We start from the raw sequence: 26,106 nt of genomic DNA, 5'->3' as shown, positions 1-26,106 counted from the left end.
ACTTCGGCAAGCTGGTCCTTTGGAGTGTCGTGTCTTCAGTGACTCGTATCGGCGCCGGTAGTCGTTACCGGGATGTCCGGTTCGGTGGGGTCGCCATCGGCGAAGACCGATACCGGCTCCGGATTCAGGTAGAGGATGCGGTCGTCGTCGCGAATCTGAGCGCTGAGACGGTAGAGATCGTCGGGGTCGATCACCTCGGCGGCATACTGCAGCGTGATGGGAATCGGAAGTTGGCCCAGCCGTTCGTAGCGGCTGCTGGCCAGCACGTCGCCCGTGGAGATGTCCTTCAACTGGACCTCCAGCGTGGCGGAGTCGGGCAGCGTGATCGGCTTTTCGGAGACCACGCGGGCGGCCAGCGTGTCGAACTGGGGCCCGCCGGCGCAGCCCGCCAGCACGACGAGCGCGGACAGGATGGTGACGAGACGCAAAGGTCGCGGAACCCTGGGCAAAAGCATCGGAACCCCTCGAGGTGGAACGGTGGAACTTGGGAAAGTCTGGCATCGAAGCGTGCGGCACGACGACCGTGCGGCTATGACAAGCCAGCGCGTTGGAAATTCCCGCTGGCCGGAACAGCGACGAGTGTCGATCAGCCGCCGGCGAGCTTGACCTTGAAACCGCGCGACTCCAGCTCGCGCTTGAGCACGTCGCGATGATCGCCCTGGATCTCGATCACGCCATCCTTGACCGCGCCACCGGTGCCGCAGCGCTTCTTCAGCGTCTTGGCCAGGGTTTTCAGCTCGTCGCTGCCCAGCGGGACGCCCTGGATCGTCGTGACGCCCTTGCCCTTGCGGCCGCTGGTTTCTCGTCGAATGCGCACGATACCGTCGAGGGCGGCGATGCGTTCGGCTTCCTCGCGATCGCGACATTCGCACTGGGCCACGGGTTGGCGGCAGTCGGGGCAGGTCTCGCCGTGTTCGGTCGAGTAGACCAGGCCGCGCAGCTGATCCTGTAACGAAGGCATGGGAACTCCGAATCGAGACATGAAAGCCATATGATAACGCGGCGATCCGCCTGCGAACGACCACTCGAAGCGACCGAACCGATATCGACTGGGCCTAAACGACCGTGCCAAAAACGATCGCGGCCCGAGCGTTTGGCTCGGGCCGCGATCATCGTTCTGCCATTGGGACTGGTCGGCGTCGGTTCTGAACCGAGCCGATTAGAGATTGCTCACCGCCAGGGCGGGCATCAGCTTGTCGATCACGGCCGGCAGCTCGCGCATGTCGCGAATGCCGATAGCGCCTGCCGGGGTGGGTTCGAGATCGGCAAAGCGGTTGATATGGACGACCCGCATGCCGGCTGCCAGTGCGGCACGTACACCGACCTGGGCGTCATCGATCACGATGCATTCGCCCGGCTCGAAGCCCATGTCGCGGCCGGCGTGAAGGAAGAGTCCCGGCGCCGGCTTCCAGCTGCCTACGGTGTAGGCGCTGTAGATGTTGTCGCCGAAGAAGCCGCGCAATCCGGTGCTGTCCAGCGCGCGTCGGATCTTGGTCTCGGGGCCGTTGGAGGCGACGCAGCGCGGCAGCGAACCCAGTGCGTCGAGCGCTTCCCGCACCCCGGCGATTGGCTCGAGCTCGTTCGCCATGCGCTCGTGCATCTCCTGGCGCATCGCCGTCTCTATCCGCTGGCGAACGGCGTCGTCGAGACTCCCGTGCACCCGCTCCAGATGGGAAACGATGCTGGCGAATCGCGCGCCGCGAAAATCCGTCATGTAATCATGGGGCTGGAAGGGCAGGCCGGCCTGATTCAGATACTTCGCCATGACTTCGGCGAGAAGCGGTTCGCTGTCGACCAGGGTGCCGTCGCAATCGAAAAGCAAGCAGAGGGGATCGGGCATGATGGGTCGCCTCGAGGGCGCTGTCAGTGAATAAGGTACGCAGGTCGTCTATGAATCGGCCTGCCGATGACTGGCTCCAGTTCTGTCGTTTCCAGTTCCGTTGTTCCAGTTCTACCGTTATCGGCATTGCAATCCGGAAATGCAGGATTATGGAACACTGTTTTTAATCTATCTTGCAACTTTAGTCGCCCCGGCTGTCATTGACAAGCCGGAGCGAATGACTCCCCAGAAATTGCACACTTCGATGATGGACCGGTTCAGCCTGCATCCGGCCCGAAAGTCTGAGGCAAGTAGAGAATCAGGTCGGGGAAGGCGATCAGCAGGCCGATCACCACCAGCATCACCAGCAGGTAGATCATCGTCGTGCCCAGCGCCTTGAGCAGGGGGATGCCGCCGATCTTGGCCGAGATCATCAGGCAGAGCCCGTAAGGCGGCGTGATCAGCCCGAGGCCGAGTGCCATGACGCTGATGACGCCGAACTGCAGCGGGTCGACGCCGGCCTGGGCGGCCAGGGGCTGGAAGATTGGCGCCAGGATCGCCATCGCCGGCAGCGAATCCATGAAGGTGCCCACCAGCAGCATGACGATGGTCGCGATGATCAAAAGCGTGGTCGGATCGGTGATCTCGACACCCGCCATCAGCGACGGCGGAATGCGGTAAAAGCTGATCAGATAGCCGAAGATCGCCGCGCCGACCAGGCTGAACAGCGATAGCGAGCAGAGCCGCACGGTATCGGTGGAGGCATCCAGCACGCTCCTGAAGGTCAGTTCGCGATAGACCACGAAACCCAGAATCAGCGCGTAGAGCACGGCCATCACCGCAGCCTCGGTGGGCGTGACGATACCCAGCGTGATGCCGCCGATGATCAGTACCGGAATGCCGGCGGCGAGCAGGCCATCCTTGCCCGAACTTGCCAGTTGCCTGAGCGTGGCGCGCTTTCGTGTCGGCACGTCATAGCGGCGCACGTAGCCGAGGTTGAGCAGCAACTGCGCGGCGGCGATCAGAATCCCCGGCACGATGCCGCCGAGAAACAGCCCGGCGATCGAGGTGCTGGTGAGCGCGCCCCACACGATCATGTTGATCGACGGCGGAATGATGATCCCCATCACCGAAGAGGCGGCCGTCACCGCGACGCTGAAGTGGGTCGGGTAACCTTCCTTTTTCATGGCCGGGATCAATACCGTACCGATACCCGCACTGTCGGCCGTCGACGACCCCGAAACGCCGGCGAACAGCATGCTGACCAGCACGTTGACGTGGGCCAGTGCCCCTTTGACATGCCCGACCAGATTGAGGCACAGCGTGATCAGGCGGTCGGTGATGCGGGCGGCATTCATCAGATTGCCGGCGAGCAGGAACAGCGGCACCGCCAGCAGCACGAAGGAGTCCATGCCGTAGTACATGCGCTGGAACAGAATCCACGGCGTCAGGCGCGGATCGAGCACGATGATGCCAAACGAGGTGAGCACCAGCGACATCGCGATCGGCACGCCCAGCACGATGAGGACGCCGAGCAGCGCGAACAGCAGCCACGGCAGCAGGTAGAGCCAGTCGGCAGGCATCATCGCGGGGTCTCCTTCTCGTGTGACGAGGGCAAATCGAAGTCTTGCGTGGGCGGGGCGCTCGGATGGGCCGGATCGATGAGCTCGTCGATCTCGGAAGGCGTGTCGAGCTCGCTCTCCATGGCATCGACGCCCTGGCTGGCGGTCACCAGCAGGCGCTGCAGGCTGAACAGCACGATCAGCACGCCGCTGACGAGAAAGGTCGAGTAGGTCACGACCATCGGCAGCTGCGAGGCGCTGGCAATCCGGTTGAAGCCGGAAAGAGCGAAGGCCTGGCCGAAGACGACGAAGATCAGCCCGACGATCAGACAGGCGACATCGCGGATCACTCGGGTCACCCGGTCGGGGCGGGAACCGCGGGGGAAGGCCTCGAGCACGAAGTGATCGGCATGCAGCACGCCGATCGCGGTGCCCAGCATGATCATCCACTGGAAGGCGAAACGGCTCATCTCCTCGGTCCAGTAGAGCCTCGGCAGGAAGCCCAGATTGCGGCTGACGATCTGGTAGACGATCAGCACGATGAAACTGGCAAGCAAGAACAGCAACACCCCGTGAAGGAGGCGTTCCAGCTGGCGGTTGACGCGGCCCAGGGCCGTTGCGAATGCCATGACACGACTCCTTTACTGGGTGTTGATGATGAGTTCGTAGAGATCGCGCAGCCCCATGTCGTCGATCACCTGGCCCAGCGGGCCGGCGACGATCTGCTGCATGCGCTTGCGATCCATCGGGTAGAAGGTGGCACCTTCGGCCTCGAGCTTGTCGCGGGACTCCTTGTCGAGGCGGATCTGCAGGTTCCGCGCGTACTGCTCGCTCTCGTCGGCAGCGGCCTGTACCGCCTGCTGCTCGGGCGGCGTGAGCGACTCCCAGGTCGCGTCGGAAATGGTCAGCAAGCGCACGGTGATGTCGTGTTCGGAAAGCCCGATATGGGGCGCGACTTCATGGAAGCGCATGCGGTAGATCCACTCCGCCTCGTTGAGCAGGCCATCGATGGCGCCGAGCTGCAGCCCGGTGTAGATCTCCTTGTAGGCCATGACCGTGGGCTGGGTGCCCAGCGCTGCCCAGGCCGTGATCACCGGCCGGGTCGGATTGGTGCGCAGCTTCATGCCTTCGAGATCGTCGAGCGTTTCCAGCGGGCGGGTACTGACGATCTGGCGGGTGCTGCCGCCGTAGTAGGCGAGCACCTTGACGCCGGTTTCCGCCTCGATGCGCTGGGCGATCTCCTGGCCGGCCTCGCCATCCAGCACGTGCCGCCAATGATCGAGATCGCGATAGAGAAACGGGATCGAGAAGATGCTGGCGGTATGCGAGAACTCCGAGATCAAGCCGGGATTGATGATCGAGAAATCCAGCGCACCGGCGGTCTGCTGCTCGAACATCTCGGTTTCATGACCGAGCACCGAGTTGCTGTAGAGATTTACCGTCAGCTCGCCATCGGTTTTCTCTTCCAGCAACTGTTTGAAGCGCTCCCCGCTCAGATGGTAGGCGGTATCCTCCGTGGCGCCGTGGCCGAAGATCAGCTCGCGAGCTTCGACCGGCGTGGCGAGCGCGGCGAAAAGAAGGCCCGTGGCGATGATGAGCCGCCCGCCGGACAGATAGCGTGGAACCTCGTGAAATCTCATGGTGACTCCTGGGGGCGATCGAGCGAGGGTTGGGAGCTGGCGCGAACCATCAAGGGCGCCTCGAGGACGATGCGTTCGCGTTCGCCGTCGGGCGTCCGTATCCGCTTCAGGGCCAGTTCGGCGGCGCGGCGGCCGATCGACCGCGGGTGGGTCGCGATACTGCTCAATGCGGGGTCGGTGAGGGCGGCTTCATCGATGTCGTCGACGCCGACCACCGCGCAGTCCTGCCCCGCGCGCAGGCCAAGATGGGAAAGCGCCAGCAGCGCTCCCAGCGCGACCAGGTCGTTGTGGCAGATCAGGGCCGTGGGCGCGTCGTCGCCACGCATCAGCTCGAGGGTGATTTCGCGCCCTGCGCAACGGGTCAGCGGGCCGCGAACGATGCGCGACAGGTCATCGAGTCCGGCCTCGTGCATGGCCTGTCGGTAGCCCGCGAGACGTTCGCGGTCGGCGGAATGATCGGCGGTTCCCGCGAGCAGGGTGATACGACGATGCCTCAGGGCGACCAGATGACGAACGGCGTTGGCGACGCCGGCCCGAAGGTCCGCGCCGACATAGTCGCCGAGCGGTGACGGGCCGACGTGCCGCATGACCTCGATGCAGGGCATGCCCCAGTCGGCGATCGTTTCGATCAACGACGCAGGCGTCTCCTCTGCGGGGCACAACAGCAGCGCATCGACCCGATGTTCCCGCATGCGTGCCAGAAAACGCGCCTGGCGGGCGAGGCTGTCGCCGCTGCTGGCCAGAAAGGGAACGTAATCGGCGTCCTGCAGTGTCTCGTCGATGCCCGCCATCAGGGCACCGAAGAACGGGTTGGCGATATCGTGGACGACGACGCCGAGCGTTGCCGTGCGAGCGCTTCTCAAGGTCGCCGCGCCGCGATTGTAGACATAGCCCAGTTCCGTCATCGCCTCCCGAACCCGAGCGCGAGTCGATTCGGCAACCAGCTCGCTACCTTGCATCACCAGCGACACGGTCGAGCGGGAGACGCCGGCATGGGCCGCGATATCCCTCAGCGTGACGCGAGGGCGGGATGAGTTCCTGACGTTTTCGGGCATGCTGCATTCCGTTTTGGATCGATCCAAAAAGCTGTCAGCAGGTTAGTCGCGCCATAGGAATGCGCCTATTCGCCTTTAGTGGAAAACGATGTCGGTGAACTACAGAAGTGTCCGAGCGGGGATTTTCGTCACGAGAGACAGGCAAGTGCGCCATGGGCTTCACCTGTCACGCCATGTCTCGATGGCATGAGGGCGAGGCGTGGGCGGCGAGCTGTCGCCCACGCAATTTGCATGCTTGCTACTTCTTGCATGCTTGTTACTTCGTCTGACACTCCGCTTCGGCCTTGGCCGAATTGGCACAGTCATCCGTTTCTCCCCAATGGGAGATCAAGTAGATACAGCCAATCAAACTCAGCACCAAAACCACGATGGCTATTTTCATGGTGTCCCTTTGTCACTATCGGATGTGGCTATCGGAAAGACCCAATCATCGTAGTTGAAGTCCGATAGAAATCTCCGGCATCTTGCCCATTCGTAAGCGCGATTCCCGAGTCATGAAGGCCGCGTTTTACCTTGATCAATGGCCAAGTGCCGCTTTCCATAAAGGGAATGGTGTCTCAGTTCAGCCTGTCGCCCCAGGCTTCCTCATTGAACGGGCTGATCGGGCGTTTGCCGTCCAGCGCGAGCATGATGTTGTCGACCGCGCGCTGGGCCATGGCGGTGCGGGTTTCGTGAGTGGCGGAGCCGATGTGCGGCAGCGCGACCACGTTGGGCATCCTGGGCAGCGGAGAATCCGCCTGCAGCGGTTCCTGCTCGAACACGTCGAGGCCAGCGCCGCGGATCTGGCCGCTTTCGAGGGCCTGGATCATGGCCTGTTCGTCGACCACCTGCCCGCGGGAGATGTTGATGAAGATGGCGCTCTCCTTCATCAGCTCGAACTCGCGGGCACCGATCAACTGGCGGGTTTCCGGGGTCAGCGGCACGATGGCGCAGACGAAGTCGGACTGCTGCAGCAGCTCGTCCAGCTCGCAGCGGCGCGCGCCCAGCTCCGCTTCCAGATCCGGTTTGGGCGAGGCGTTGGAGTAGAGAATCTTCATGCCGAAACCGAGAGCGCCGCGGCGGGCCACCGCCTGGCCGATGCGTCCGAAGCCGACCATGCCCAGCGTCTTGCCATGGACGTCGCTGCCGAACTGTTCGGGGCCGATGCTGGACTTCCAGTCACCGCGCTTGACGTACTCGGCCAGTTCCACCACCCGGCGGGCACTCGCCATGATCAGCGAGAAGCCGGTATCGGCGGTGGTTTCGGTGAGCACGTCCGGCGTGTTGCAGAGCAGGATGCCGCGCCGGGTCAGTTCCTCGACCGGATAGTTGTCCACACCCACCGAGATACTGGCGATCGCTTCCAGATTGGGCGCGGCATCGAGCAGTTCCGGGGTCATGTTGACCCCCGCGCCGATCAGCCCGTGAGCTTGTCCCAGCGCCTCGCGGAATGCCGGATCGTCGGCCGATTCGAGCTTGCCGAAGTAGTCGACGTGAAAGCGTTCGCGTAGCTGGTCGAGTTGCTGGTCGTTGAGGCGACGGTACGCCAGGATGCGCTTGCTCATGAAAGACTCTCCGGCTGAAAAATCGAAATATCCGCAGGCGACGACATCGCCGCCTGCGAGGTGAGGGACGCACGAGCTTACCGACAAACCCGGCCCCCTGAGGCAGTGCTTCGACGAAAGTCTAGCGGGAAGGACGCGGTCGGAGACAAGTCCGAACGAAGGAATCTTGGTGTTTGTCACCGGTCACGCGCCCAGCAGGCGCTCGACGCGTTATACGGAGGCCCGCCCGGGCCGCTTGATCAATTGGCGGAATTTCGGCAGCTGCCGGGCGATGGGCGGAATGCGCAGAATCATCAACAGGGCGCCAACGGCGGCATAGAGGCTCCACTGCTCCAGGTCGGCACGGACCACCCAGAGAAAGTGCAGCAGCCCCAGACCCAGCACCAGGTAGACGATCTTGTGCAGCGTCTTCCAGCGCTTGCCCAGCTTGCGCATGGACCACTTGTTGGAGGTCACGCCCATCGCGATCAGCCCGACGAGAGCGAGCATGCCGACGATGATGTAGGGGCGTCGGACGATCTCGCTGCCGAGCCGGGAGAGATCCAGCCCCAGAATGAAAACGGCGTAGCAGAACAGGTGCAGCAGCGCATAGGTCAAGGTCCACAGGCCGAGCTGGCGGCGGATCAGGGTGAAGCCTTTCCAGCGGGTCAGCTTGGTCAGCGGGGTCAGGCTGAGAGTGGAAAACAGCATCCACAGTATGCCCTGGCCGATGTTGAGCAGCAGGTAGCGGCCGGGTTCCGGGCCGGCGGCGTTGATCGCGACCTGGGAGCTCCACCAGGCCAGCGGCACCAGCGCGGCGATGAACACCGCGATGCGCCAGAGCGTCAGCGTGTAGCGGGGCGTCGGCATCAGAAATGCTTCCTCAGATCCATGCCCTGATAGAGACTCGCGACCTCCTCGGCGTAGCCATTGAACATCCGCGTATCGATGATGTTGGGATTGAACAGGCTGTTGGGTAGCCGGCGCTCGGTGGCCTGGCTCCAGCGTGGGTGATCGACCTCGGGATTGACGTTGGCATAGAAGCCGTACTCGTCCGGGGCGATCGCCTGCCAGGAGTTGACCGGCTGTTCCTCGACCAGCGAGATCCGCACGATCGACTTGATGCTCTTGAAGCCGTACTTCCACGGCACGACCAGCCGGAAGGGCGCGCCGTTCTGGTTGGGCAGTTCGCGCCCGTACATGCCGAGCCCGAGAATCGCCAGCGGATGCATCGCCTCGTCCATGCGCAGGCCCTCGGTGTAGGGCCAGTCGATCAGCGCGAACGACGAGTCCTGGCCCGGCATCTGTTCCGGTGCGACCAGTGTCTCGAACTTGACGTACTTGGCCTTCGACGTGGGCTCGGCGCGTTTGATGACGTCACCCAGCGGAATCCCCAGCCACGGAATGACCATCGACCAGGCCTCGACGCAGCGCAGCCGGTAGATGCGCTCCTGCAGGCGGGAAGGCTTGGCCAGATCCTCGAGATCGAAGCGCCCGCCGTTATTGACCTCGCCGTCGATCACCACGCTCCAGGGCTGGGTCTTCAGCGCGTCGGCGTTGCGGGCGGGGTCGCCCTTGCCGGTGCCGAATTCGTAGAAGTTGTTGTAGTGGGTGGCGTCGTCGAAAGGCGTGAGTTTGTCCAACTGGCGATCGGCAGGCACCACGCTTTCCCATTCGGCGTTGGCCAGCTTGGGCTCGAGCCAGCCTGGCGGATTGCCGGCCGGTACGTCCTGATAGTCGGAGGCGGCCGCCAGAGCGCGTCCCGACAGTGCCAATCCTGCTCCTGCACTCAGGCCCAGGCCAGCCAGCCCGCCCATGAAGCGGCGACGCGAGAGGTAAACCGATTCCGGGGTGACGTCCGATTCGCGCAGGTCGCCGGGTTTGGCAATCTTGATCAACATGATGAGTCTCCAACCGCCGATGATGGCATAGGGTGGATACGCTGGCGGTGCGCGCCTGGATGCGTGTACCGAGACGCCGGCGTACGCCGTGACACCGCATGAGGCTCAGTTTAGGTGATCCATGCCCCGTCCTGCCGGAAAACGCCGGTCGCGTTCAGATCACGCCCAGCCAGCGCCACCAGATGAAATCGAGCGGCCACAACAGCAGGATCGTGACCACCGCCAGCGGCAGCGTGATGCGCATGGCCTGACGGATGCTCACGCCGGAAGTGAGCAGGCCGATGATCAGCGGCGGCGACTGATAGGGGAACACCACGGTCGAGAATCCGATCACCTGAGACATCACCACGGCCGACGGCGACCAGCCGGTGACATCGGCCAGTTGCGGCGCCAGCGGCGTCATCACCGCGGGAACACCGGGCAGCGTGACCAGCATGCCCAGGATCGTGGCGATCACCGAGAGCCAGGCGAAGTTGCCGGCAGTCGATTCCGGCGAGAGCGGCAACACGTCGAGAAGCTGGCCGGCGATCGCCTCGCCCAGCCCGCTGTCGTGCGCCAGAGCTCCCAGGCTGACGATCCCGGCGACGTAGATGAACGGTTCGAGGTTCATCTGCTGCAACGGTCTGGCCGGCAGCAGCCCGCTGCCCGGGAACAGGCAGACCAGCGCCACCAGCATGCCGATCCAGGCCGGCGAGATGCCGTGCCAGGCATCGGTCATCCACATCACCACGGCGAAGGCCAGCAGCACGCTCATCAGATTGCCGCTGCCTCCCAGCCTGGACGGCGGCTCGGCCGTAAAGGGCGACGGCGCCACGGCGCGGAACTGCCACAGGATCAACCCCATGATCAGCACCCATTTGAGCAACCCCAGCACGGGAAAGTGCAGCAGCAGATATTCGCCATAGCTGGGCGAGAAGCCGAGCACCGCTTCGCTGGCCCCCATCAACACATTGTTGGGCACGTTGGCCGGCAGAATCGTGAAGGTGGGCAGAAAGCTCGACATGATGCCGCTGAGCAGGACGCCGGTACGACCGGGGTTGCCGGGGTCATAGCCGAATCGGTCGGTCAGGGTCAGAAGGATCGGCACCAGCAGCACGATCCGGCCCATCGCCGACGGCATGAAGAAGGAGGCAATCAGCCCCAGCAGCCCCACGCCGACGACCGCCTGTGGATAACCTGAGGCGAGATGAGGTCCGATTCGGGCGGCGACGCGTTCGCCCAGGCCGGTGTGATTGATCGCGGCGCCGATCACCATGCCCGAGAACACCAGCCAGGTCGCGGCCGACTCGAAACCGGCGAACGCCGTCGAGGCCGGCGCGACCTCCGCCACGGTACAGAGGGTGAAGAAGATCAGCGCCGTCAGCCACTGCGGCAGCCAGCCGGTGGCCCACAGGCCGATGCACAGCACCACGACGATGCCGGCCTGCAGCACCGAGCCGTCGGCGCTGCCCAGCAACAGCCAGCCGAACGCGCCCAGCAGAGCCAGCAGTGATATTCCCTGACGCCAGGGCAGAACGGTAATCGAAGAGGACATCACGACAGATCCGAAGGCGAGCGAGGCGGCAGTATACCAGCGTGAAAAGCGACCATCGGTCGAATCGGGGGCTGGATCAGCGCTGCAGACTCAGCAGCGTAATGGTGACCAGAATGATCGCCATGCCGAAAAGTTGCAGCGGGGCGAGAGTCTGTCCCAGCACGACGAATCCGAACAGCGAGGCCGTGACCGGCTCCACCATGGCGATCATGGAGGCCGCCGAGGGGGACGTCCGTCTCAGCCCGGGCAGATAGAGATAGAAGGAGATGCCTGCGCCGAACAGGCCGAGCAGCAGAAACCCGTAGGCGTCGCCGGTGAATGGCACTTGCTGCATCTGCCCGATGTCGACGAATGCGAACAGCAGCAGCGTCAGGGTCAGGAAGGCGATCGTCAGGACCGCCTGCGCCGGCCCCTGGGCTCTGGCGTAGCGAAAGCCGAAGATGAACAGGGCGTAGGACAAGCCGGACAACAGGCCGCAAGCGATACCCCAGACCGAAACCTGGCCCGTGCCGCTGCGCAGGATGTCGGTCAGCAGCACGATACCCACCATCACCGCCGTGATCGACGCCCATTTGCCTAGCGTAGGCTTCTCCAGACCGCATGCGAACGACACCAGAAAGACGAACAGCGGCGCGGTGTACATCAGCGTGGCGGCGATCGCCACGTTGGCGTTCGAGATGCTCAGGAAATAGAAGGTGAAGTTGCCGGCCACACCAACGCCAGCCACGACCGACCAGGCGATGAGCCGCCAGTCGAACCGCAGGTTGCGCAACGGATGGAGGACGAACCAGGCCAGCATGCAGACCAGGCCGATCGCGCCGCGGTAGAACGAGATGACGTAAGGGGCCCAGCCCTCGTCCATCAGCAGGCTCGCAAGGCCGCCCGACAGACCCCAGAACATGGCTGCAAGCGTGATGTAGACGGTGCCCTTCACCGAACTCGACATGGTTTGATGCCCTCCTTGGCAGATGTTGTCTGTCGCCAACGCTCCAGGTTGTGCCTGCTCGGGCGCGCGCCCCCGCCGTCAGCGTAGATGACGAATCGGATTCGCGAACCTGTGGCGTCGAGACGGTTTCCTTCTAGGCTGAAGATCCAGACGAGCCAGATTGGTGGCTCCTGCCAGCCAGGAGAGAACGCGTGAAGCAGGTAACGACAACCGCGATGGCGACGCTCTGTCTGAGCGGAGAATTGACGAACAAGCTGGAGGCGATCGCGCGGGCCGGATTCGACGGCGTGGAGATTTTCGCCGATGACCTGCAGTCGAGCGGTCTGGCGCCGCGAACCGTGGGGGAGCGTTGTCGGGAACTTGGACTGACGGTCGTCGCGCTACAGCCGTTCCGCGATGCCGAGGCGCTGCCGCCGGCATTGCATCGTCAGATGCTGGAGGAGGCCAGGCGCCAACTCGATACGCTGGCCGATCTCGGCGGTGACTTCCTGCTTGCCTGCAGCAATACCCGCCAAGAAGCCGAGAACGACCGGGGCCGAGCCGCCGACACACTGCGTGACCTGGCCGAGCTGGCGGCCGAACGGGAGATGGGCGTGGGCTTCGAGGCGCTGGCCTGGGGGCGGCATGTCTTGGACTATCGCGAGGCGTGGCGGATCGTGGAGCGGGCGGATCATCCGGCGCTTTCCCTCGTGCTGGACAGCTACCACGTTCTGGCTCGCGAGCTCCAACTGGAAACCCTCGCCTCGATCCCCGGCGACAGGATCGGCCTGGTGCAGCTGGCCGACTCGCCATGGCCGCGCGGGCAGGATCTGCAATCGCTGAGCCGTCATCGACGGGCGTTTCCCGGCGACGGCGAATTACCCATCGAACGCTTCATGGAGGCATTGGGCAGGACAGGGTACGCCGGGCCGCTGTCGCTGGAGGTCTTCAGCGATGCGCTAGCGGTCATGCCGACGGGGATGGCGGCGCTTCAGGGCAAGCACGCGCTGGATTCGCTACTGGCCTCGCAGCCGTAACAACGCCTCGTTCGGCGGCTATATCAGCCACAGATGGCTCAGCCAGATTCCCAATGCCAGTGTCAGCGCCGACAGCACCGTCGCCATTACCATCGCCGCCGTGCCCAGCTCGCCGAACCCGTAGCGCTGACCCAGCAGCGGATACATCGAGAGCATCGGGGCGCAGGCAAAGATGATGGCCGCGGTGGCGAATACCGGATCGAGCCCCGGGATCAGCAGTACCATCAGCAGTATGCAGAGCGGGTGCAGAGAGAGCTTGGCGAGCGCGATCCGAGTCACACGCTTGACCATGCCACGCACGCGCAGGCCGCATAGCGTGCCACCGATCACGAACAGCGCCACCGGCGAGGACGAGGCGGCGAGCATCTCGAGCACTCGGGCAATCGGGGCCGGCGGATGCAGGTTCAGCGCGGCGAGCAGCGTGCCCACGGCGATGGCGATGATCAACGGATGTCGCAGAATGCGCACGGCCACCGGTTTCGCCGTCTTCCATACGCCGCCCTGGGCCTGGCGGCCGAGTTCGGCGAGTACCAGCGCCGTAGGAATCACCAGCAGATTCTCGATCAGCATGTTGAGCGCCAGGGCAATGCCTGCCGTGGGGCCGACCACCAGCACCGCCACCGGATAGCCGATGAAGCCGCTGTTGGAGGCCGACGTGCCCAGGGCATACATCGCCCGGCGCTCCAGCGGCGCATTGCCGCGCAGCGTTACCATGGCGAAGGTGATGGCGAAGGCGAGCCCGGAACCCAGTCCGTAGACCAGCAGGTAGGGCACGTTGAAGACCTCGCCCAGCGGTCGCTGGAGCAGCGCCTGGATTACCAGTGCGGGCAGGGCGATATTGATCACGTATCGACCCATGCCTTGGATATGGGCCTTGTCGACGATGCGCTTGAGCACCGCGAGATAACCGATGCCCAGCAGGATGAAGATGGGAATGATGGCGCCGAGGATGGTGTTCACGAAACGTTGATCGCTGCCAATTAGACTTATGCCTAATAGCATGAGCCCATGACGGGCTACCGGCAAGTGGATTCACTCGCACGGCGCCCGCCAGCAGGACTCTCGTTCAGCGTTGCCAGCCGATGACCTCCAGGGCGCGCTGGCGATGCGCCTCCGTGATCTGGCCGACTGCCCGCCGCGAGTTTTCAGTTGACCTGCTGGGCTATCAGTTTCGCCTTCTCGCGAAGCAGGGGCAGAAAGTCTTTCGTTAACGTCTGTATGTCAATCCGCGCCGCGTTGGTGCTGATATTGATGGCGCCCAACAGTTCGCCATTGGCGTCGAAGGCCGGGATTGCCAGAGAGCGGAGCCCCGAATCCAGCTCCTGATCCACAATACAGTAACCCTGCTCGCGAATCTCGATGAAGAGCGCCGCCAGTGTCGCCTTGTCAGTAATGCTGTGTTCGGTGTGCCGCGAGAGCGTGACCCGCTCGAGATAGGCGGCGCGCTCTGCGTCCGGTAACTGCGCCAGCAGAATCCGACCCATGGAGGTATAGGCTGCCGGAAGGCGGGTGCCGATCGACAGTGAAATGGACATCAAGCGGTGATGAGCCGCCGATCGCGCCACATAGGTGACGTCGTCGCCATCGAGTACGCCCATCGACGAGGACTCGCCGGTAACATCGGTGATGTCCTCGAGGTGTTGTTGAATGACGCTGCGATAACCATTGGAAGAGAGAAAGGCATAACCCAGCTGTAGCGCCTTGGGCGCCAACTCGAACGAACGATGTTGTTTACGCACGTAGCCCAGCGCGTGCAGCGTTAGCAGAAATCGACGGGCACGCGCACGATTCATTCCCGTCTTGGCAGCGACCTCACTCAACGTCATCCGTGGTGACTGCTGATCGAACGCGAGTATCACCTCGAGTCCGCTGGCCAGTGCGGTGACGAAGTCGCGATCATCAGGGGTGAGCATTTCATCCTTGCTGGGCATGCCTGAAATTCCTTGCCGTCTGTCGAATCGATGGTTACGAGCTTAAGGGGTAAAAGAAAAGTTCGAAAGCCGAACATCTGTTCTAACATGATTCGCTGCTGAAGCGGGGAGATCATCGCTGGCAAGAAGAGGTCTAGAAGGGATGTCGCCAGTCGATTACCACGGACTTCCGATACAGATGAGACCAAAGTCGTGGTTCGGCCTCAAGTCGCGCAGTTGCTGTGTTCTACCCGAATTTCAATGAGCGACGATAGCGGATTGCCGGGTGGAACTTGACACCCGTCGACAGTGAAAGTTCATAATACGAACATATAGACGCTATTCGAACAGTCGGGCGCCGAGCGTATCTGTCGAGTCGGCATGCCTGTCCCGACTGTCAGCGATTATTGCCAACAGTGAGGTCATGGAGGTCATCATGCGAGCCATTGCCACCGTCTGTCTGAGTGGGGATCTGCACAGCAAATTGGAAGCCATTGCGCGAGCCGGCTTCGATGACTCTACAACGAGGTCTTTCGTGCAGTGCCTACTGATGGCCACCCTAGACGGCCTGTATTCAAAATTGTCGTGCCGACACGCGGGCTCGTGACCATGCGTATGCCGTGTTGCCCATCTATCACTATCGGCAAACGCTTCGCTTGATAAGCCGTGTATTCGCTAGGCTGATAGCCATATTATGTCAGGTGCCAAAAAGCGCCGGATAGGAACTCCACATGTTCGATCACTTCTTTCGCCATCCCTTCATGAGTCGCACGGGAATTGTTGCCCTGCGTGCCGAATGCGTCGTCGCCGCCCTGTGCAGGGTAGAGCTGGCGCTGGCCCAGGCCGAGGAAACCGCGGGAGTTCTGCCCGCAGGCACCACCGAGGCAATGACCGACGCGCTACGGCCCGAAGCGTTTGATCTCGAGGCGCTGGCGGATGATGTCGGCAAGGGTGGCAATGTCGCCATTCCTTTCGTCAAACAGGCCAAGGCGATGTTGCCGGAGAGGCTCAAACCGGCCTTTCATCACGGCGCCACCAGTCAGGACATCGTCGATACCGCACTGATGCTGCTGATAAAGCCACGCTTGCAAGCTTGCCTGTCGCATCTGGCGAAGCTGCGGCAGGCGCAGGGCGAGCTGATGCGACGTCATCGGGATACGCCGATGATCGGGCGGACCCTGATGCAGCAGGCGCTGCCGATCACCTTCGGCGCCAAAGTCGCTCAGTGGGCTTGGGGGCTGGCTCAGGCGGAACGGCGATTGCAGACAGTGGCCGACACGGGGCTCTACGTGCAGTTCGGCGGCGCCGTGGGAGTTCATTCCGGACTGAACGCGAGCGGGATGACGATCATGGCCGATCTCGCGCGAATCCTGGCGCTGGCCGAACCTGTATTGCCCTGGCATACCGACCGCCAACCGATTCTGGAACTGATCGGCGCCGTGGATGCCGTGGCGGTCGCGGCGGAGAAGACGGCGCTGGACATTGCGCTGCTGTGCCAGAGCGAGGTTGGCGAGCTCAGCGAGCCTGCCGCGCCGGGAGTGGGCGGTTCCTCGTCGATGCCGCATAAACGCAATCCGGTCGCCTGCGCCCGCATCCGTGCCGCCGCGCGCCAGATTCACGGTCATCACGGCGTGATCCTCAACGCCGGGGCGCAGCCGCTGGAACGGGGCTTGGGGGAGTGGCACGCTGAATGGGCGCCGCTGCTGGATGCCGTGATCAGCCTGGAAGGGGCGCTGGAATCGATGATGCCGCTGATAGAAGGACTGGAAGTCCACGAAGAAGCGATGACCCGCAATCTGCGTCTTAGTGGCGGGGCGATCATGGCCGAGCCGGCGACGTGTCTGTTGTCGCGCATCATGGATTTCGACGAAGCGCGGGATCTGGCGCAACGAGCCGGTGACAAGGCACGTCACGAACGTCGCGATTACGCTGAAGTGCTGCTCGAAGAACCTGACGTTGTCGGCCGTCTCGATGCCGATGGCGTGCGCGCGGCATTGGCCATCGACCTATACATTGGTAGTAGTGGAACCCAGGTGGATCGCCTGCTTTCTTGTCTCTCATATTAATAGCTTTTCAATTCAAAATAATAAAAGCCGTTATGACTAAAGGGTCCGTTGCGAAGTTGTACGAAAAACACCGTCCTAGGTTGGCAAGAAAGCCGTGGATTCGCCGGAGATGGTTGAGCTGGGCCTCGGTAAGATCTAGGCGGATACCGTTAGCCAAAAGCCTTTGCCATCCGGCGATTTGCGCAGCTCTATATTTTGCCTATCCGAATAAAGGTAGGTCCTTATCCTCATTTAGCATGATACGGTGGCCTAGATTCGATTACTCAAGCTAACCAACCGGCTGGTCACTCTCATGGGTTGACCGACCGTAGTCCAAGTTTTGGATGGCCAACTATGAACGATTTTCCTCTCACCGAAGCCAATGTCTTGCCGGGTAACCTTCTCAGACGTTGTCACCAGATCAGTGTGGCGATTTTTCTTAGGAAATGCGAAGCCTTTAGATTAACACAATTACAGTACGTGATTCTTTCCGCCTTGGAGGAAATGGGGGCGCTAGATCAAATCACGCTTGGCGGCTTCACGGCGCTAGATCGCAACACGGTGGCCGTGGTGGTGCGCAAGCTTGAGGAGCGAGGTCTGGTCACACGACGCCGCAACCCGGAGGACCGACGCTCGATGCTGGTCACTCTCTCCGATGTTGGACGCAGCCTGCGCCATGATGCCGAAACAGCCGTCAGAGAGACCCAAAAGGACATTCTTGCACCACTCGACGACGATGAGCGGGAAATTTTGAGCAAACTTCTACGAAAGATGGCGGATACCAACAATGAGCTTAGTCGGGTGCCGATAAAGGATGCTGGTTAATAGAAAATAGCGTCTTTAAGCCGGAAGGCGCTGCTATTGAGGCCAACAATACCGCTGCTACTAAGAATAGCCAGCGGAGCGCTCAATAAGCTGAGCGAGAGCCGATGCGCTCTCTGCCCAGAGATTACCATGAACCGAGTCAGCCCTTGGGCCAAGACGCATATGTCAGTCTGCATCGAGCATAAAGCCAGCGAAGAATGCCGCTAGTTCTTCATGAGCATCGAGTGGTAAGACATGGGCAATGTGCTGATCCGGCCTCACGATCACCATGCACCCTTTTTCCCGTTCAATGGCCCGCATATCAAAGATATCTTGGCCACTCTTCAGGTCTGGGCAAAATACCTTCTCGTAGTCATGTAGACCATAGCGTCCTTTCCTAGGCCATAGCATGGCCGGGAAGACATCGAGAGAGAGCTTCCTAAAACTCTGCTGGCAAATAGCGCGCACGTCGATCACCGAATCAATATCTGCACCTGATGGTGTATAACGTCTGATAGGCGAGTCCGATGATTCGCAGAGGAACTTACACAGAAGATAAATAGCCGAATCTATCTTGGTGGGATCACCTGACCCCGCGAAGAGGAAAAGCCGCCAGCGACCATCTGCCTTTACCGTATGGCCCAGATGAATAGGCTTGGCATCCGCCAAGCGGATGACCGGTGCAGAATGAAAGCGTTTACCGATTTCAAGACCTTTTGCGAGATGCTGATAGGTCGGTTCGACGGAGATAAGCGAAGGGTAATACTGGATTGCTGTCCCCGCTGTAAAACGCCCCTGCTGTACGAAGTATTTCTGAAATTCCGCCGGATCAATGCCGTTGCCCTTGTCTTCGGGCGATCCCTTGGGTGGGGCGCTGAACATCTTGGCAAACTCTCGATCGAAATCGATCAACTCCTTCGCCACGGTCTGACGTTCCGTTGTATAGGTATGCAGGATCTGCGGAGAGCACCGTCCCAGGAGTACTGAAGCCAGTTTCCATCCTAAATTGAATGTATCCCGCATCGAGATATTCATGCCCTGGCCCGCTTTCGGGCTATGAGTGTGGCAAGCGTCCCCGGCGATAAATACATGAGGCAAGCGATCGTTAACTGCTTCTGCCGGGACATCATCGAATTTTTCACACAGACGCTGCCCAATCTCGTATACCGACCACCAAGCAATCTCTTTCACGTCTAAAGTATAGGGATGCAGGATGCGCCGCGCCGCGGCCACCAGTTGATCGGAAGTAATGTTGCGGTTAGCGACTCGTTCGTCCTCTTTGAGCTTGTCGAGCTCGATATACAGCCGCACCAAGTAACCACCTTCCCGAGGAATAACCAGGATATTGCCTTCATTGGCGGAGTGAATCGCCGCCTTCATGCGGATATCTGGAAAATCCGTCACTGCCAGTACATCCATAACTCCCCAGGCCTGATTGGCGGAATCGCCATGTAGAGAGCGTCCCAGCGAATTCCGAACTGCACTACGTGCCCCGTCGCAACCCACCACATAGCGAGCACGTACGGTTTCCCTTTCTCCTTCATTAGCCAGGTCAGTGCGTTCAAGGACCGCCTTTACTGGATAGTCGACCGCACCGAGCGTTACAGCCGCAGACTTGTCTGGGTCGATTTCAAGGTCCACTAACCGACGGGAGTAGTGGGGCCTCAGTCGGGAGGGAGAATGGCGCATTACATCCAGATAGAAGTCATGAACCCGTGCCTGGTTGAGTACTACATGAGGAAACTCGGAAAGCCCGTCTTCGGTGTCCTGGATTCGGCCGCTGCGAACAATGTTTTGCCGGTTAGTCTCATCCGGCTTCCAGAATACTGTCTCGCTGATCCAACAGGCCTCCTTCAGCACCCGCTCGCTGAAGCCGAAGGCCTCAAACATTTCCATGGTTCGGCAGGCGATGCCATCTGCCTGGCCAAGCTTCAGAGGGCCATCCTTCTGCTCAACGATAAGCGTCTTGATTTCTGGGAAAGCTGACAGCTGTGCCGCCAAGGTCAGGCCTGCCGGACCGCTTCCGACTATCAGGACATCAACTTCCTTGGATAGCCGATCAGTGTCAGCGGACTCACCGTTAGCTTCATGAATGGCGGGGTCACCGGTTTGAAGGCCGTTGAGATGAAATTGCATGGGATACCTCTACAGGAACATGTCGATGGGCTGTTCTAAGAATATTGATCACTATTGTGATTAATCGTGGTGCATGCAATTAGACGTTTTGCCAATCAAACGACGATGTCACAACGATAGTTGAGATTCCATTGATTGAGCGACTCAACGCTCGGGCTTGTCTGAAGGTGCGTATCACCTGCCAAGCCCCTAATGTTCAACATGCTGCAGAGAGCAGATAGTGCTGGGCGAGATTGATCTGTTTGCGGGCTCGGGACGGCGTACACCAAACAGGAATTTTTCACCTGCTGCATCAGGAGTGACCTGCCACTGAACTTTCATCCGGCAGCTATTGGAGTCCGATCAGCGTTCGTGCCAATAGGCACGCTTGTGAGAGCCTGCGCATAAGCTGCTGGCGTTTCATAGCCCCTGGCGTTTCATAGCCCAGCGCCGAGTGCGACGTTCCGTATTGTAGTCATTCGCCCAGGCAGCGATCACGACTCGCGCATGAGCCAGGTTCCCGAACAGGGTCTCGTTGAGAAGTTCGTCCCACATCTGGCCGTTGAAGCTCTCCAAGAAGCTGTTCTGCATCGGCTTGCCCGGTGCGATGTGGCGCCATTCGATTCGGTGCTCGGTGCACCAACACAGGATTGCATGGGAAGTCAGCTCCGTGCCGTTATCCGAGACGATCATTCAAGACTTTCCGTGGCGCTCGATCAAGGCTGTTAATTCACGAGCGACTCGCCGCCCTGAGGTCGAGGTGTCCGGGATAGCGGCAAGGCACTCACGGGTGACGTCATCGACCACATTGAGCACTTGGAAGCGCTGGCCATGGGTAAATTGGTCGTGGACATCCAGTGACCACCGCGCGTTGGCGCGCGGCTCGACCAGGATTGGCGCCCGTGTCCCGACGGCTTTACGTCGGGCCTTTCGTTGGCGCACCGTTAGCCCTTCCTCGCGATAGAGCCGATAAATTCGGTTGATGCCAGAAAGTTCACCCTCGCGACGCAGCAGGACGAAGAGGCGCCGATAGCCGAACCTACGGCGCTCGTGGGCCAGCTCTCGCAGCCGATCACGCAGCGTTGTATCCGAGGCGCGGCGAGAGACGTAGCGAATCATCCTGCAATCCGCTCCGGCTAGCCGACAGGCCCGGCGCTCGGAGAGTCCAAGCGATAGCCTCAGATGCGAGACGGCTTCCCGCTTCGCGACGGGCGTCACCACTTTTTTGAGCGCAGCTCCTTCATCGCTGCCAGGTCGAGCATCTGCTCGCCGAGTAGCTTCTTCAGCTTGGCATTCTCGTCCTCGAGCGCTTCAGCCGTTTGGCTTCTGGCACGGTCATGCCGCCGAACTTGGATTTCCAGTTGTAGAAGGTGTCTTCTGACATGCCGTACTTGCGGCACAGGTCCGCGCATTTCGCACCGGCTTGGTGCTCCGACGGGATGCGGGATGCCGATGATCTGCTCTTCCGTGAATCTCGTTCGCTTCATTGTCCGTCCTTAGTTAGGTCGGACTCTAATCGACGAGGAAAATCCCGTGGCAGGTCAGGTCAGCGCAGGAAGCTCAGCAGGGTATTAGCTTCTATCTGATGAAACGTTACAACTGGCTGCGTCCTCATCAGTACAACGGTGACATGCCGCCCGCTTGTGCGGAAGAAAAACCAATCCACTGCCCGGGACCAGTTGAACACTACAACCGGTCCTATTACCAAGGAAAGGGCGGTATGCACCTGCGCCAAGGCTGGTATCGCCTCTGGTTGGCCATATCCGAGTAGCGACAGAGGTCGTCGATGGGCTCAAAAACCCCATCGCACGTTATACATTAGTCGTAATCACATAGTGCGAAGTCCTATGAGATGACTGTTAAGTAATGGCTAAGTAATTGATTAATTAGTCATTATTGCTTTCAGAGAATCTTTGACGGTGAGGTGTTTCGCTTTTGCCTCGTTTGACCGCAGAGTATCGAAGCGATAGCTTTGTTCGTATCACAAACCTGTGTTCGTTTAGCGAACATTACTGAGAGTCGAACGCACATGGCTGAATTTCTCTCTCTGCGCGACGCTGTTGCGCGTTACGTCGAGGATGGCGCGACCCTTGCCATGGAAGGGTTTACCCATCTGATTCCCTTTGCCGCCGGTCATGAAGTGATCCGTCAGCGCAAACGTGATCTCACGCTGATCCGGATGACGCCGGATCTGCTCTACGACCAGATGATCGGCGCCGGTTGCGCCAAGCGGCTGATCTTTTCCTGGGGCGGCAATCCTGGCGTCGGCTCGCTGCATCGGCTGCGCGATGCGGTCGAGAAGGGCTATCCCCATCCGGTCGAGATCTTCGAACACAGCCATGCGGCCATGGCCTGTGCGTTCGAAGCCGGCGCCGCCGGGCTACCGCTGGCGGTACTGCGCGGCTATGTCGGCAGCGATCTGCCTAAGGTCAATCCCCAGATCCAGTTCATTGAATGTCCGTTCAGTGGCGAACGCCTGGCGGCGGTGCCGTCGGTTCGTCCGGACGTGGGCATCGTTCACGCGCAACGGGCCGACCGCCAGGGCAACGTACTGGTCGAGGGCATCATTGGCGTGCAGAAGGAAGTCGTGCTGGCGGCCGGGCGCAGTATCGTCACGGTCGAGGAGATCGTCGACGATCTCGCCGCCGGCCCCAACGCTTGCGTGATCCCGGGCTGGGCGATCGATGCCATCGTGGTGGCAAAACACGGTGCCTACCCTTCCTACGCCCACGGCTATTACCCCCGGGATAACGCCTTCTACAAGGCCTGGGATGCCATCGCCCGCGATCGCGAAACCTTCGATACGTGGCTTCAGGACCATGTCTTCAGTCAGGGAGACGACGCATGAGCGATACGACTGTCACTCGACCTTATACCGCCGCCGAAATGATGACCGTGACCGCCTCCCGGGCGCTGAGCAACGGCTCTACCTGCTTCGTAGGCATTGGCCTGCCCAGCGAGGCGTCCAATCTCGCGCGCCTGACGCACGCTCCGGAGGTGGTGTTGATCTACGAATCCGGCACCTTGCAGACCCGGCCCAACGTGCTGCCGCTGTCGATCGGTGATGGCGAGCTATGCGAGACCGCGCTGACCACGGTCTCGGTGCCCGAAATGTTTCGCTACTGGCTGCAGGGCGGCCACGTCGACGTCGGCTTTTTGGGCACCGCGCAGATCGATCGCTACTGCAATCTCAATACCACCCTGATCGGCGATTACCGCGAGCCCAAGGTGCGCCTGCCGGGCGGCGGCGGGGCGCCGGAGATCGCGACCAATGCCCGGGAAGTGTTCATTACGGTCAAGCACTCCAAACGCACCTTCGTCGAAGCGGTGGATTTCGTCACCACGGTCGGCTTCGGCCGCGACGGGACCGCGCGTGACGGTCTGCCCAACATCGGCCGCGGGCCGACCCGCGTCATCAGCGATCTATGCGTGATGAAGCCGGACCCCGAGACCAAGGAACTGGTAGTGGTCTCGTTGCATCCCGGCGTCACTCGCGAGCAGGTGCAGGAGGCGACCGGCTGGGAGATTCGCTTCGCCGACACGCTCGAGTCGACGCCGGAACCTGATGAGACTGAACTGACGATTCTGCGCGAGCTCAAGGCGCGCACCGATCGCCACCATGCGGGCGATCAAGCAGACAAAGGGGCCAAGGCATGAACGACGTCTATCTGTGCCACCCGCGTCGTACCGCCGTCGGCAAGTTCGGCGGTGCGCTGTCATCGCTCCGACCCGACGACATGGCGGCGCGCATCTTCGAAGCCGTGTTGCGGCAGGCGCCGGATCTCGATCCCGCCGCTATCGACGACGTCATCATGGGCTGCGCCAATCAGGCCGGCGAAGACAACCGCAACGTCGCGCGCATGTCATTGTTGCTGGCCGGGCTGCCCACCAACGTGCCGGGATCGACCATCAACCGCCTGTGCGGTTCGAGCATGGATGCGATCGGCACCGCAGCGCGGGCGATTCGCGCCGGCGAAGCCGAGCTGATGCTGGCCGGCGGGGTCGAGTCGATGTCGCGGGCGCCGTTCGTTGTCGGCAAGGCCGAGACCGCCTTCTCGCGCACCCAGGTCATGGAAGACACCACCATCGGCTGGCGCTTCATCAACCCACTGCTGAAAGCGCAGTACGGCGTCGACTCGATGCCGGAAACGGCGGAAAACGTCGCCGAGCAGTTCAAGATCTCGCGGGAGGATCAGGATCAGTTCGCTTTTGATTCGCAGCGCAAGACCAAGCTCGCTCAGGACAGTGGCCGCCTGGCGCTGGAGATCGAGCCGCTCGAGATCCCGCGCCGTAAGCAAGAGCCGCTGATCTTCGATACCGATGAACACCCGCGCGAGACCAGCCTGGAGAAGCTCGCCAAGCTGCCCACACCGTTCCGTGCCGCTGGTTCCAGCGTTGCCGGCACCGTTACCGCCGGCAACGCCTCCGGTGTCAACGACGGCGCGGTGGCAATGATCGTCGCCAGCGAGGCGGCGGTGAAGCGTTACAACCTGGTGCCAATGGCGCGCATTCACGGCATGGCTACTGCTGGCGTCGAGCCGCGCATCATGGGTATCGGTCCGGTGCCCGCTTCGCAGAAGTTGCTCAAGCGCTTGGGCATGACGCTGGATCAGCTCGATCACATCGAACTGAATGAAGCCTTTGCCTCCCAGTCGCTGGCGTGTCTGCGCGAACTCGGTCTCGACGACAACGATCCGCGCGTCAACCCCAACGGCGGCGCGATTGCGCTAGGCCACCCGCTTGGCATGTCGGGCGGACGCATCATCACCAGCGCCATGCACGAACTGCAGCAGAAAGGTGGTCGCTTCGCGTTGTGCACCATGTGTATCGGCGTTGGGCAGGGGATCGCCACCGTCATAGAGCGGATGTGATCGGCGTCGATAGATCGATTTTGGGGAAAAGGTTTCAATGGAAGCAGTTACGCGATTTTCGGTGCGTATCGTTCAGCGTTATCTGCCCAGTGCGTTCGTACTGGCGGTGATTCTGACCGCTATTGTCTTTGTTCTCGGCGTGACGCTGGGGGGCCAATCGCCGATAGCAATGGCCGGTTACTGGGGCGACGGCTTTTCGTCGCTGTTCAAGTTCGGCATGCAGATGGTGCTGGTGCTGTTGACCGGCTATGTGCTGGCGCTGACGCCAGTGATGCAGCAGCTGTTGAGCGGGCTAACGCGGCAGGCCAGTACGCCTCGCCAGGCGCTGGTGCTGACGATCGTGGTCAGTTTTGTCTGCTACTACCTCAACTGGGGCTTCGGTATGGTCGCGGGGGCGATTCTGGCCCGCGAGATGGGGCGCCGGGTCGCGATTCACTTCCCGTTGCTGGTTGCCGCCGCCTATGGTGGCGAGCTGGTGCGTGGTCCGTCCTCCTCGATTCCGCTGGTCATCGCCACGCCGGGGCACTTCATGGAGGATGCCATCGGCATCGTGCCGGTCTCCGAGACGCTCTATTCGAGCTGGAACATCCTTCTCACTCTGGCGCTGCTGGTATTGCTGGTGCTGTTTTTCCTGCTGCAGAAACAGCCCGACAAGGTCGTGCGTCTGGAAACGTCAGATGCCGACGACAAAGAGACTGAGTCGGATGCTCGCCATGATGGCAGTTTTTCCGATCGCATCGAGAATAGCCGTCTGCCGACGCTGTTCATGGGCCTGTTGGCGGCAGCCTATCTGATCGACCAAGTTATCGATCAGGGATTCAGTCTCAACCTCAATACCGTAATCCTGATCTTTCTGGCGCTGGGTCTGTTGCTGCATAAAAGTCCGGCTGCCTATCTCGGTGCCGTCGAGAAGGCGGTCGGCGCGGCGCGTGGCATCATCGTGCAGTTTCCGCTTTATGCCGGGATTGCCGGAATGATGACCAATGCTGGCCTTGTGACCCAGTTTTCGGAAATGATCATCTCATTGGCGACACCGGAAACTTTCCCGTTGTGGACGTTTCTTTCAGCTGGCGCGGTGAACTTCTTCATTCCCTCCGGCGGCGGTCAGTGGGCTATCCAGGGGCCGATCATGATGCAGGCCGCGGCCGCTATCGGTGCCGATCCCGCTCGCACGATCATGGCGTTCACTTGGGGTGACGGCTGGACCAACCAGATCCAACCCTTCTGGGCGCTGCCGCTACTGGGCGTCGCCGGGCTGTCAGCGCGTGACATCATGGGCTACTTGTTGATCTGGCTGGTGATATCCGGCGTGGCGATTGCCGGCACTTTCGTGGCGCTGGCGACCTTCGCCTGACAGGAAATACT

At 61.3% G+C, this 26,106-nt stretch carries 22 protein-coding genes and 1 pseudogene; 7 read left to right on the top strand and 16 right to left on the bottom strand.

The window, feature by feature from the left end; translation table 11 throughout:
* Nucleotides 1-35: 35 nt before the first annotated feature.
* The 12 genes from ACUN9V_RS16275 to ACUN9V_RS16220 form a co-directional block, all read right to left on the bottom strand.
* Nucleotides 36-455 carry a YbaY family lipoprotein gene (locus ACUN9V_RS16275; RefSeq protein WP_445512163.1) on the bottom strand — a complete coding sequence of 140 codons (420 nt, stop codon included), beginning with the start codon at nt 453-455 and terminating at the stop codon, nt 36-38.
* A gap of 131 nt (nt 456-586) precedes the next feature.
* The gene (locus ACUN9V_RS16270) at nt 587-961 is read right to left on the bottom strand and encodes a translation initiation factor Sui1 (RefSeq protein WP_445512162.1); all 375 of its coding nucleotides are present in this window, start codon (nt 959-961) and stop codon (nt 587-589) included.
* Nucleotides 962-1,159: 198 nt separating this feature from the next.
* Nucleotides 1,160-1,840 (bottom strand): HAD family hydrolase, encoded by a 681-nt coding sequence (locus ACUN9V_RS16265; protein WP_445512161.1) that lies wholly within the window; start codon nt 1,838-1,840, stop codon nt 1,160-1,162.
* Between the two features lie 257 nt (nt 1,841-2,097).
* Nucleotides 2,098-3,405, bottom strand: a complete 1,308-nt coding sequence (locus tag ACUN9V_RS16260; RefSeq protein WP_445512160.1) for a TRAP transporter large permease — start codon at nt 3,403-3,405, stop codon at nt 2,098-2,100.
* Nucleotides 3,402-4,010, bottom strand: a complete 609-nt coding sequence (locus ACUN9V_RS16255; RefSeq protein WP_445512159.1) for a TRAP transporter small permease — start codon at nt 4,008-4,010, stop codon at nt 3,402-3,404. The genes ACUN9V_RS16260 and ACUN9V_RS16255 overlap by 4 nt, the downstream gene beginning before the upstream one ends.
* Nucleotides 4,011-4,022: 12 nt before the next feature.
* A complete protein-coding gene (locus ACUN9V_RS16250) occupies nt 4,023-5,021 on the bottom strand; it encodes a TRAP transporter substrate-binding protein (RefSeq protein WP_445512158.1) in 999 nt (332 codons plus the stop codon).
* On the bottom strand, nt 5,018-6,076 hold the full coding sequence (locus ACUN9V_RS16245) for a LacI family DNA-binding transcriptional regulator (RefSeq protein ID WP_445512157.1): 1,059 nt from the start codon (nt 6,074-6,076) through the stop codon (nt 5,018-5,020). Before ACUN9V_RS16245 ends, ACUN9V_RS16250 begins: the two co-directional genes overlap by 4 nt.
* Nucleotides 6,077-6,633: 557 nt before the next feature.
* A complete protein-coding gene (locus tag ACUN9V_RS16240; protein WP_445512156.1) occupies nt 6,634-7,620 on the bottom strand; it encodes a 2-hydroxyacid dehydrogenase in 987 nt (328 codons plus the stop codon).
* Between the two features lie 210 nt (nt 7,621-7,830).
* Complete coding sequence (msrQ, locus tag ACUN9V_RS16235) at nt 7,831-8,469, bottom strand: protein-methionine-sulfoxide reductase heme-binding subunit MsrQ (protein ID WP_087720075.1); 639 nt, start codon at nt 8,467-8,469, stop codon at nt 7,831-7,833.
* A complete protein-coding gene (gene msrP / locus ACUN9V_RS16230) occupies nt 8,469-9,500 on the bottom strand; it encodes a protein-methionine-sulfoxide reductase catalytic subunit MsrP (RefSeq protein WP_087720074.1) in 1,032 nt (343 codons plus the stop codon). The genes msrQ and msrP overlap by 1 nt, the downstream gene beginning before the upstream one ends.
* A 154-nt stretch (nt 9,501-9,654) precedes the next feature.
* The gene (locus ACUN9V_RS16225; protein WP_445512155.1) at nt 9,655-11,034 is read right to left on the bottom strand and encodes an SLC13 family permease; all 1,380 of its coding nucleotides are present in this window, start codon (nt 11,032-11,034) and stop codon (nt 9,655-9,657) included.
* Nucleotides 11,035-11,110: 76 nt separating this feature from the next.
* Nucleotides 11,111-11,980: a DMT family transporter gene (locus ACUN9V_RS16220; protein WP_445512154.1), complete on the bottom strand. Its 870-nt coding sequence runs from the start codon at nt 11,978-11,980 to the stop codon at nt 11,111-11,113.
* A gap of 191 nt (nt 11,981-12,171) precedes the next feature.
* Here ACUN9V_RS16220 and ACUN9V_RS16215 point away from each other — a divergent pair, with 191 nt between their 5' ends.
* A complete protein-coding gene (locus ACUN9V_RS16215; RefSeq protein ID WP_445512153.1) occupies nt 12,172-12,996 on the top strand; it encodes a sugar phosphate isomerase/epimerase family protein in 825 nt (274 codons plus the stop codon).
* A gap of 18 nt (nt 12,997-13,014) precedes the next feature.
* On the opposite strand, the gene ACUN9V_RS16210 is transcribed toward ACUN9V_RS16215, so the two are convergent.
* Nucleotides 13,015-13,956, bottom strand: a complete 942-nt coding sequence (locus ACUN9V_RS16210; protein WP_445512152.1) for an AEC family transporter — start codon at nt 13,954-13,956, stop codon at nt 13,015-13,017.
* A gap of 185 nt (nt 13,957-14,141) precedes the next feature.
* Complete coding sequence (locus tag ACUN9V_RS16205) at nt 14,142-14,927, bottom strand: IclR family transcriptional regulator domain-containing protein (RefSeq protein ID WP_322528098.1); 786 nt, start codon at nt 14,925-14,927, stop codon at nt 14,142-14,144.
* A gap of 710 nt (nt 14,928-15,637) precedes the next feature.
* On the opposite strand from ACUN9V_RS16205, the gene ACUN9V_RS16200 reads away from it, so the two are divergent.
* Nucleotides 15,638-16,972: a class-II fumarase/aspartase family protein gene (locus tag ACUN9V_RS16200; RefSeq protein ID WP_322528097.1), complete on the top strand. Its 1,335-nt coding sequence runs from the start codon at nt 15,638-15,640 to the stop codon at nt 16,970-16,972.
* A gap of 333 nt (nt 16,973-17,305) precedes the next feature.
* Nucleotides 17,306-17,776 carry a MarR family winged helix-turn-helix transcriptional regulator gene (locus ACUN9V_RS16195; RefSeq protein WP_445512151.1) on the top strand — a complete coding sequence of 157 codons (471 nt, stop codon included), beginning with the start codon at nt 17,306-17,308 and terminating at the stop codon, nt 17,774-17,776.
* A 165-nt stretch (nt 17,777-17,941) separates the two neighbouring features.
* On the opposite strand, the gene ACUN9V_RS16190 is transcribed toward ACUN9V_RS16195, so the two are convergent.
* Nucleotides 17,942-19,891 (bottom strand): FAD-binding monooxygenase, encoded by a 1,950-nt coding sequence (locus ACUN9V_RS16190; protein WP_445512150.1) that lies wholly within the window; start codon nt 19,889-19,891, stop codon nt 17,942-17,944.
* Between the two features lie 409 nt (nt 19,892-20,300).
* Nucleotides 20,301-21,357 (bottom strand): annotated as a pseudogene (locus ACUN9V_RS16185) (IS3 family transposase); the annotation flags it as partial.
* A gap of 542 nt (nt 21,358-21,899) precedes the next feature.
* Here ACUN9V_RS16185 and ACUN9V_RS16180 point away from each other — a divergent pair.
* The 4 genes from ACUN9V_RS16180 to ACUN9V_RS16165 are packed head-to-tail and all read left to right on the top strand — an operon-like array spanning nt 21,900 to nt 26,095.
* Nucleotides 21,900-22,718: a CoA transferase subunit A gene (locus ACUN9V_RS16180; protein WP_322528094.1), complete on the top strand. Its 819-nt coding sequence runs from the start codon at nt 21,900-21,902 to the stop codon at nt 22,716-22,718.
* Nucleotides 22,715-23,527, top strand: coding sequence for a CoA-transferase subunit beta (locus ACUN9V_RS16175; RefSeq protein ID WP_322528093.1), 813 nt, complete (start codon nt 22,715-22,717; stop codon nt 23,525-23,527). The genes ACUN9V_RS16180 and ACUN9V_RS16175 overlap by 4 nt, the downstream gene beginning before the upstream one ends.
* Nucleotides 23,524-24,741 (top strand): 3-oxoadipyl-CoA thiolase, encoded by a 1,218-nt coding sequence (gene pcaF / locus ACUN9V_RS16170; RefSeq protein WP_322528092.1) that lies wholly within the window; start codon nt 23,524-23,526, stop codon nt 24,739-24,741. The genes ACUN9V_RS16175 and pcaF overlap by 4 nt, the downstream gene beginning before the upstream one ends.
* 37 nt (nt 24,742-24,778) lie before the next feature.
* On the top strand, nt 24,779-26,095 hold the full coding sequence (locus ACUN9V_RS16165) for a short-chain fatty acid transporter (protein WP_445512149.1): 1,317 nt from the start codon (nt 24,779-24,781) through the stop codon (nt 26,093-26,095).
* Nucleotides 26,096-26,106: the final 11 nt, after the last annotated feature.

Source organism: Salinicola sp. V024, from assembly GCF_052645315.1.
Note: the sequence above shows the minus strand (reverse complement) of the source record. Positions and strands in the feature narration are given on the sequence as shown.

Coding starts and splice junctions, on each gene's coding strand:
- ACUN9V_RS16275 (WP_445512163.1), bottom strand. CDS start 455: ATGCTTTTGCCCAGGGTTCCGCGACCTTTGCGTCTCGTCACCATCCTG.
- ACUN9V_RS16270 (WP_445512162.1), bottom strand. CDS start 961: ATGCCTTCGTTACAGGATCAGCTGCGCGGCCTGGTCTACTCGACCGAA.
- ACUN9V_RS16265 (WP_445512161.1), bottom strand. CDS start 1,840: ATGCCCGATCCCCTCTGCTTGCTTTTCGATTGCGACGGCACCCTGGTC.
- ACUN9V_RS16260 (WP_445512160.1), bottom strand. CDS start 3,405: ATGATGCCTGCCGACTGGCTCTACCTGCTGCCGTGGCTGCTGTTCGCG.
- ACUN9V_RS16255 (WP_445512159.1), bottom strand. CDS start 4,010: ATGGCATTCGCAACGGCCCTGGGCCGCGTCAACCGCCAGCTGGAACGC.
- ACUN9V_RS16250 (WP_445512158.1), bottom strand. CDS start 5,021: ATGAGATTTCACGAGGTTCCACGCTATCTGTCCGGCGGGCGGCTCATC.
- ACUN9V_RS16245 (WP_445512157.1), bottom strand. CDS start 6,076: ATGCCCGAAAACGTCAGGAACTCATCCCGCCCTCGCGTCACGCTGAGG.
- ACUN9V_RS16240 (WP_445512156.1), bottom strand. CDS start 7,620: ATGAGCAAGCGCATCCTGGCGTACCGTCGCCTCAACGACCAGCAACTC.
- msrQ (WP_087720075.1), bottom strand. CDS start 8,469: ATGCCGACGCCCCGCTACACGCTGACGCTCTGGCGCATCGCGGTGTTC.
- msrP (WP_087720074.1), bottom strand. CDS start 9,500: ATGTTGATCAAGATTGCCAAACCCGGCGACCTGCGCGAATCGGACGTC.
- ACUN9V_RS16225 (WP_445512155.1), bottom strand. CDS start 11,034: ATGTCCTCTTCGATTACCGTTCTGCCCTGGCGTCAGGGAATATCACTG.
- ACUN9V_RS16220 (WP_445512154.1), bottom strand. CDS start 11,980: ATGTCGAGTTCGGTGAAGGGCACCGTCTACATCACGCTTGCAGCCATG.
- ACUN9V_RS16205 (WP_322528098.1), bottom strand. CDS start 14,927: ATGCCCAGCAAGGATGAAATGCTCACCCCTGATGATCGCGACTTCGTC.
- ACUN9V_RS16200 (WP_322528097.1), top strand. CDS start 15,638: ATGTTCGATCACTTCTTTCGCCATCCCTTCATGAGTCGCACGGGAATT.
- ACUN9V_RS16195 (WP_445512151.1), top strand. CDS start 17,306: ATGAACGATTTTCCTCTCACCGAAGCCAATGTCTTGCCGGGTAACCTT.
- ACUN9V_RS16190 (WP_445512150.1), bottom strand. CDS start 19,891: ATGCAATTTCATCTCAACGGCCTTCAAACCGGTGACCCCGCCATTCAT.
- ACUN9V_RS16180 (WP_322528094.1), top strand. CDS start 21,900: ATGGCTGAATTTCTCTCTCTGCGCGACGCTGTTGCGCGTTACGTCGAG.
- ACUN9V_RS16175 (WP_322528093.1), top strand. CDS start 22,715: ATGAGCGATACGACTGTCACTCGACCTTATACCGCCGCCGAAATGATG.
- pcaF (WP_322528092.1), top strand. CDS start 23,524: ATGAACGACGTCTATCTGTGCCACCCGCGTCGTACCGCCGTCGGCAAG.
- ACUN9V_RS16165 (WP_445512149.1), top strand. CDS start 24,779: ATGGAAGCAGTTACGCGATTTTCGGTGCGTATCGTTCAGCGTTATCTG.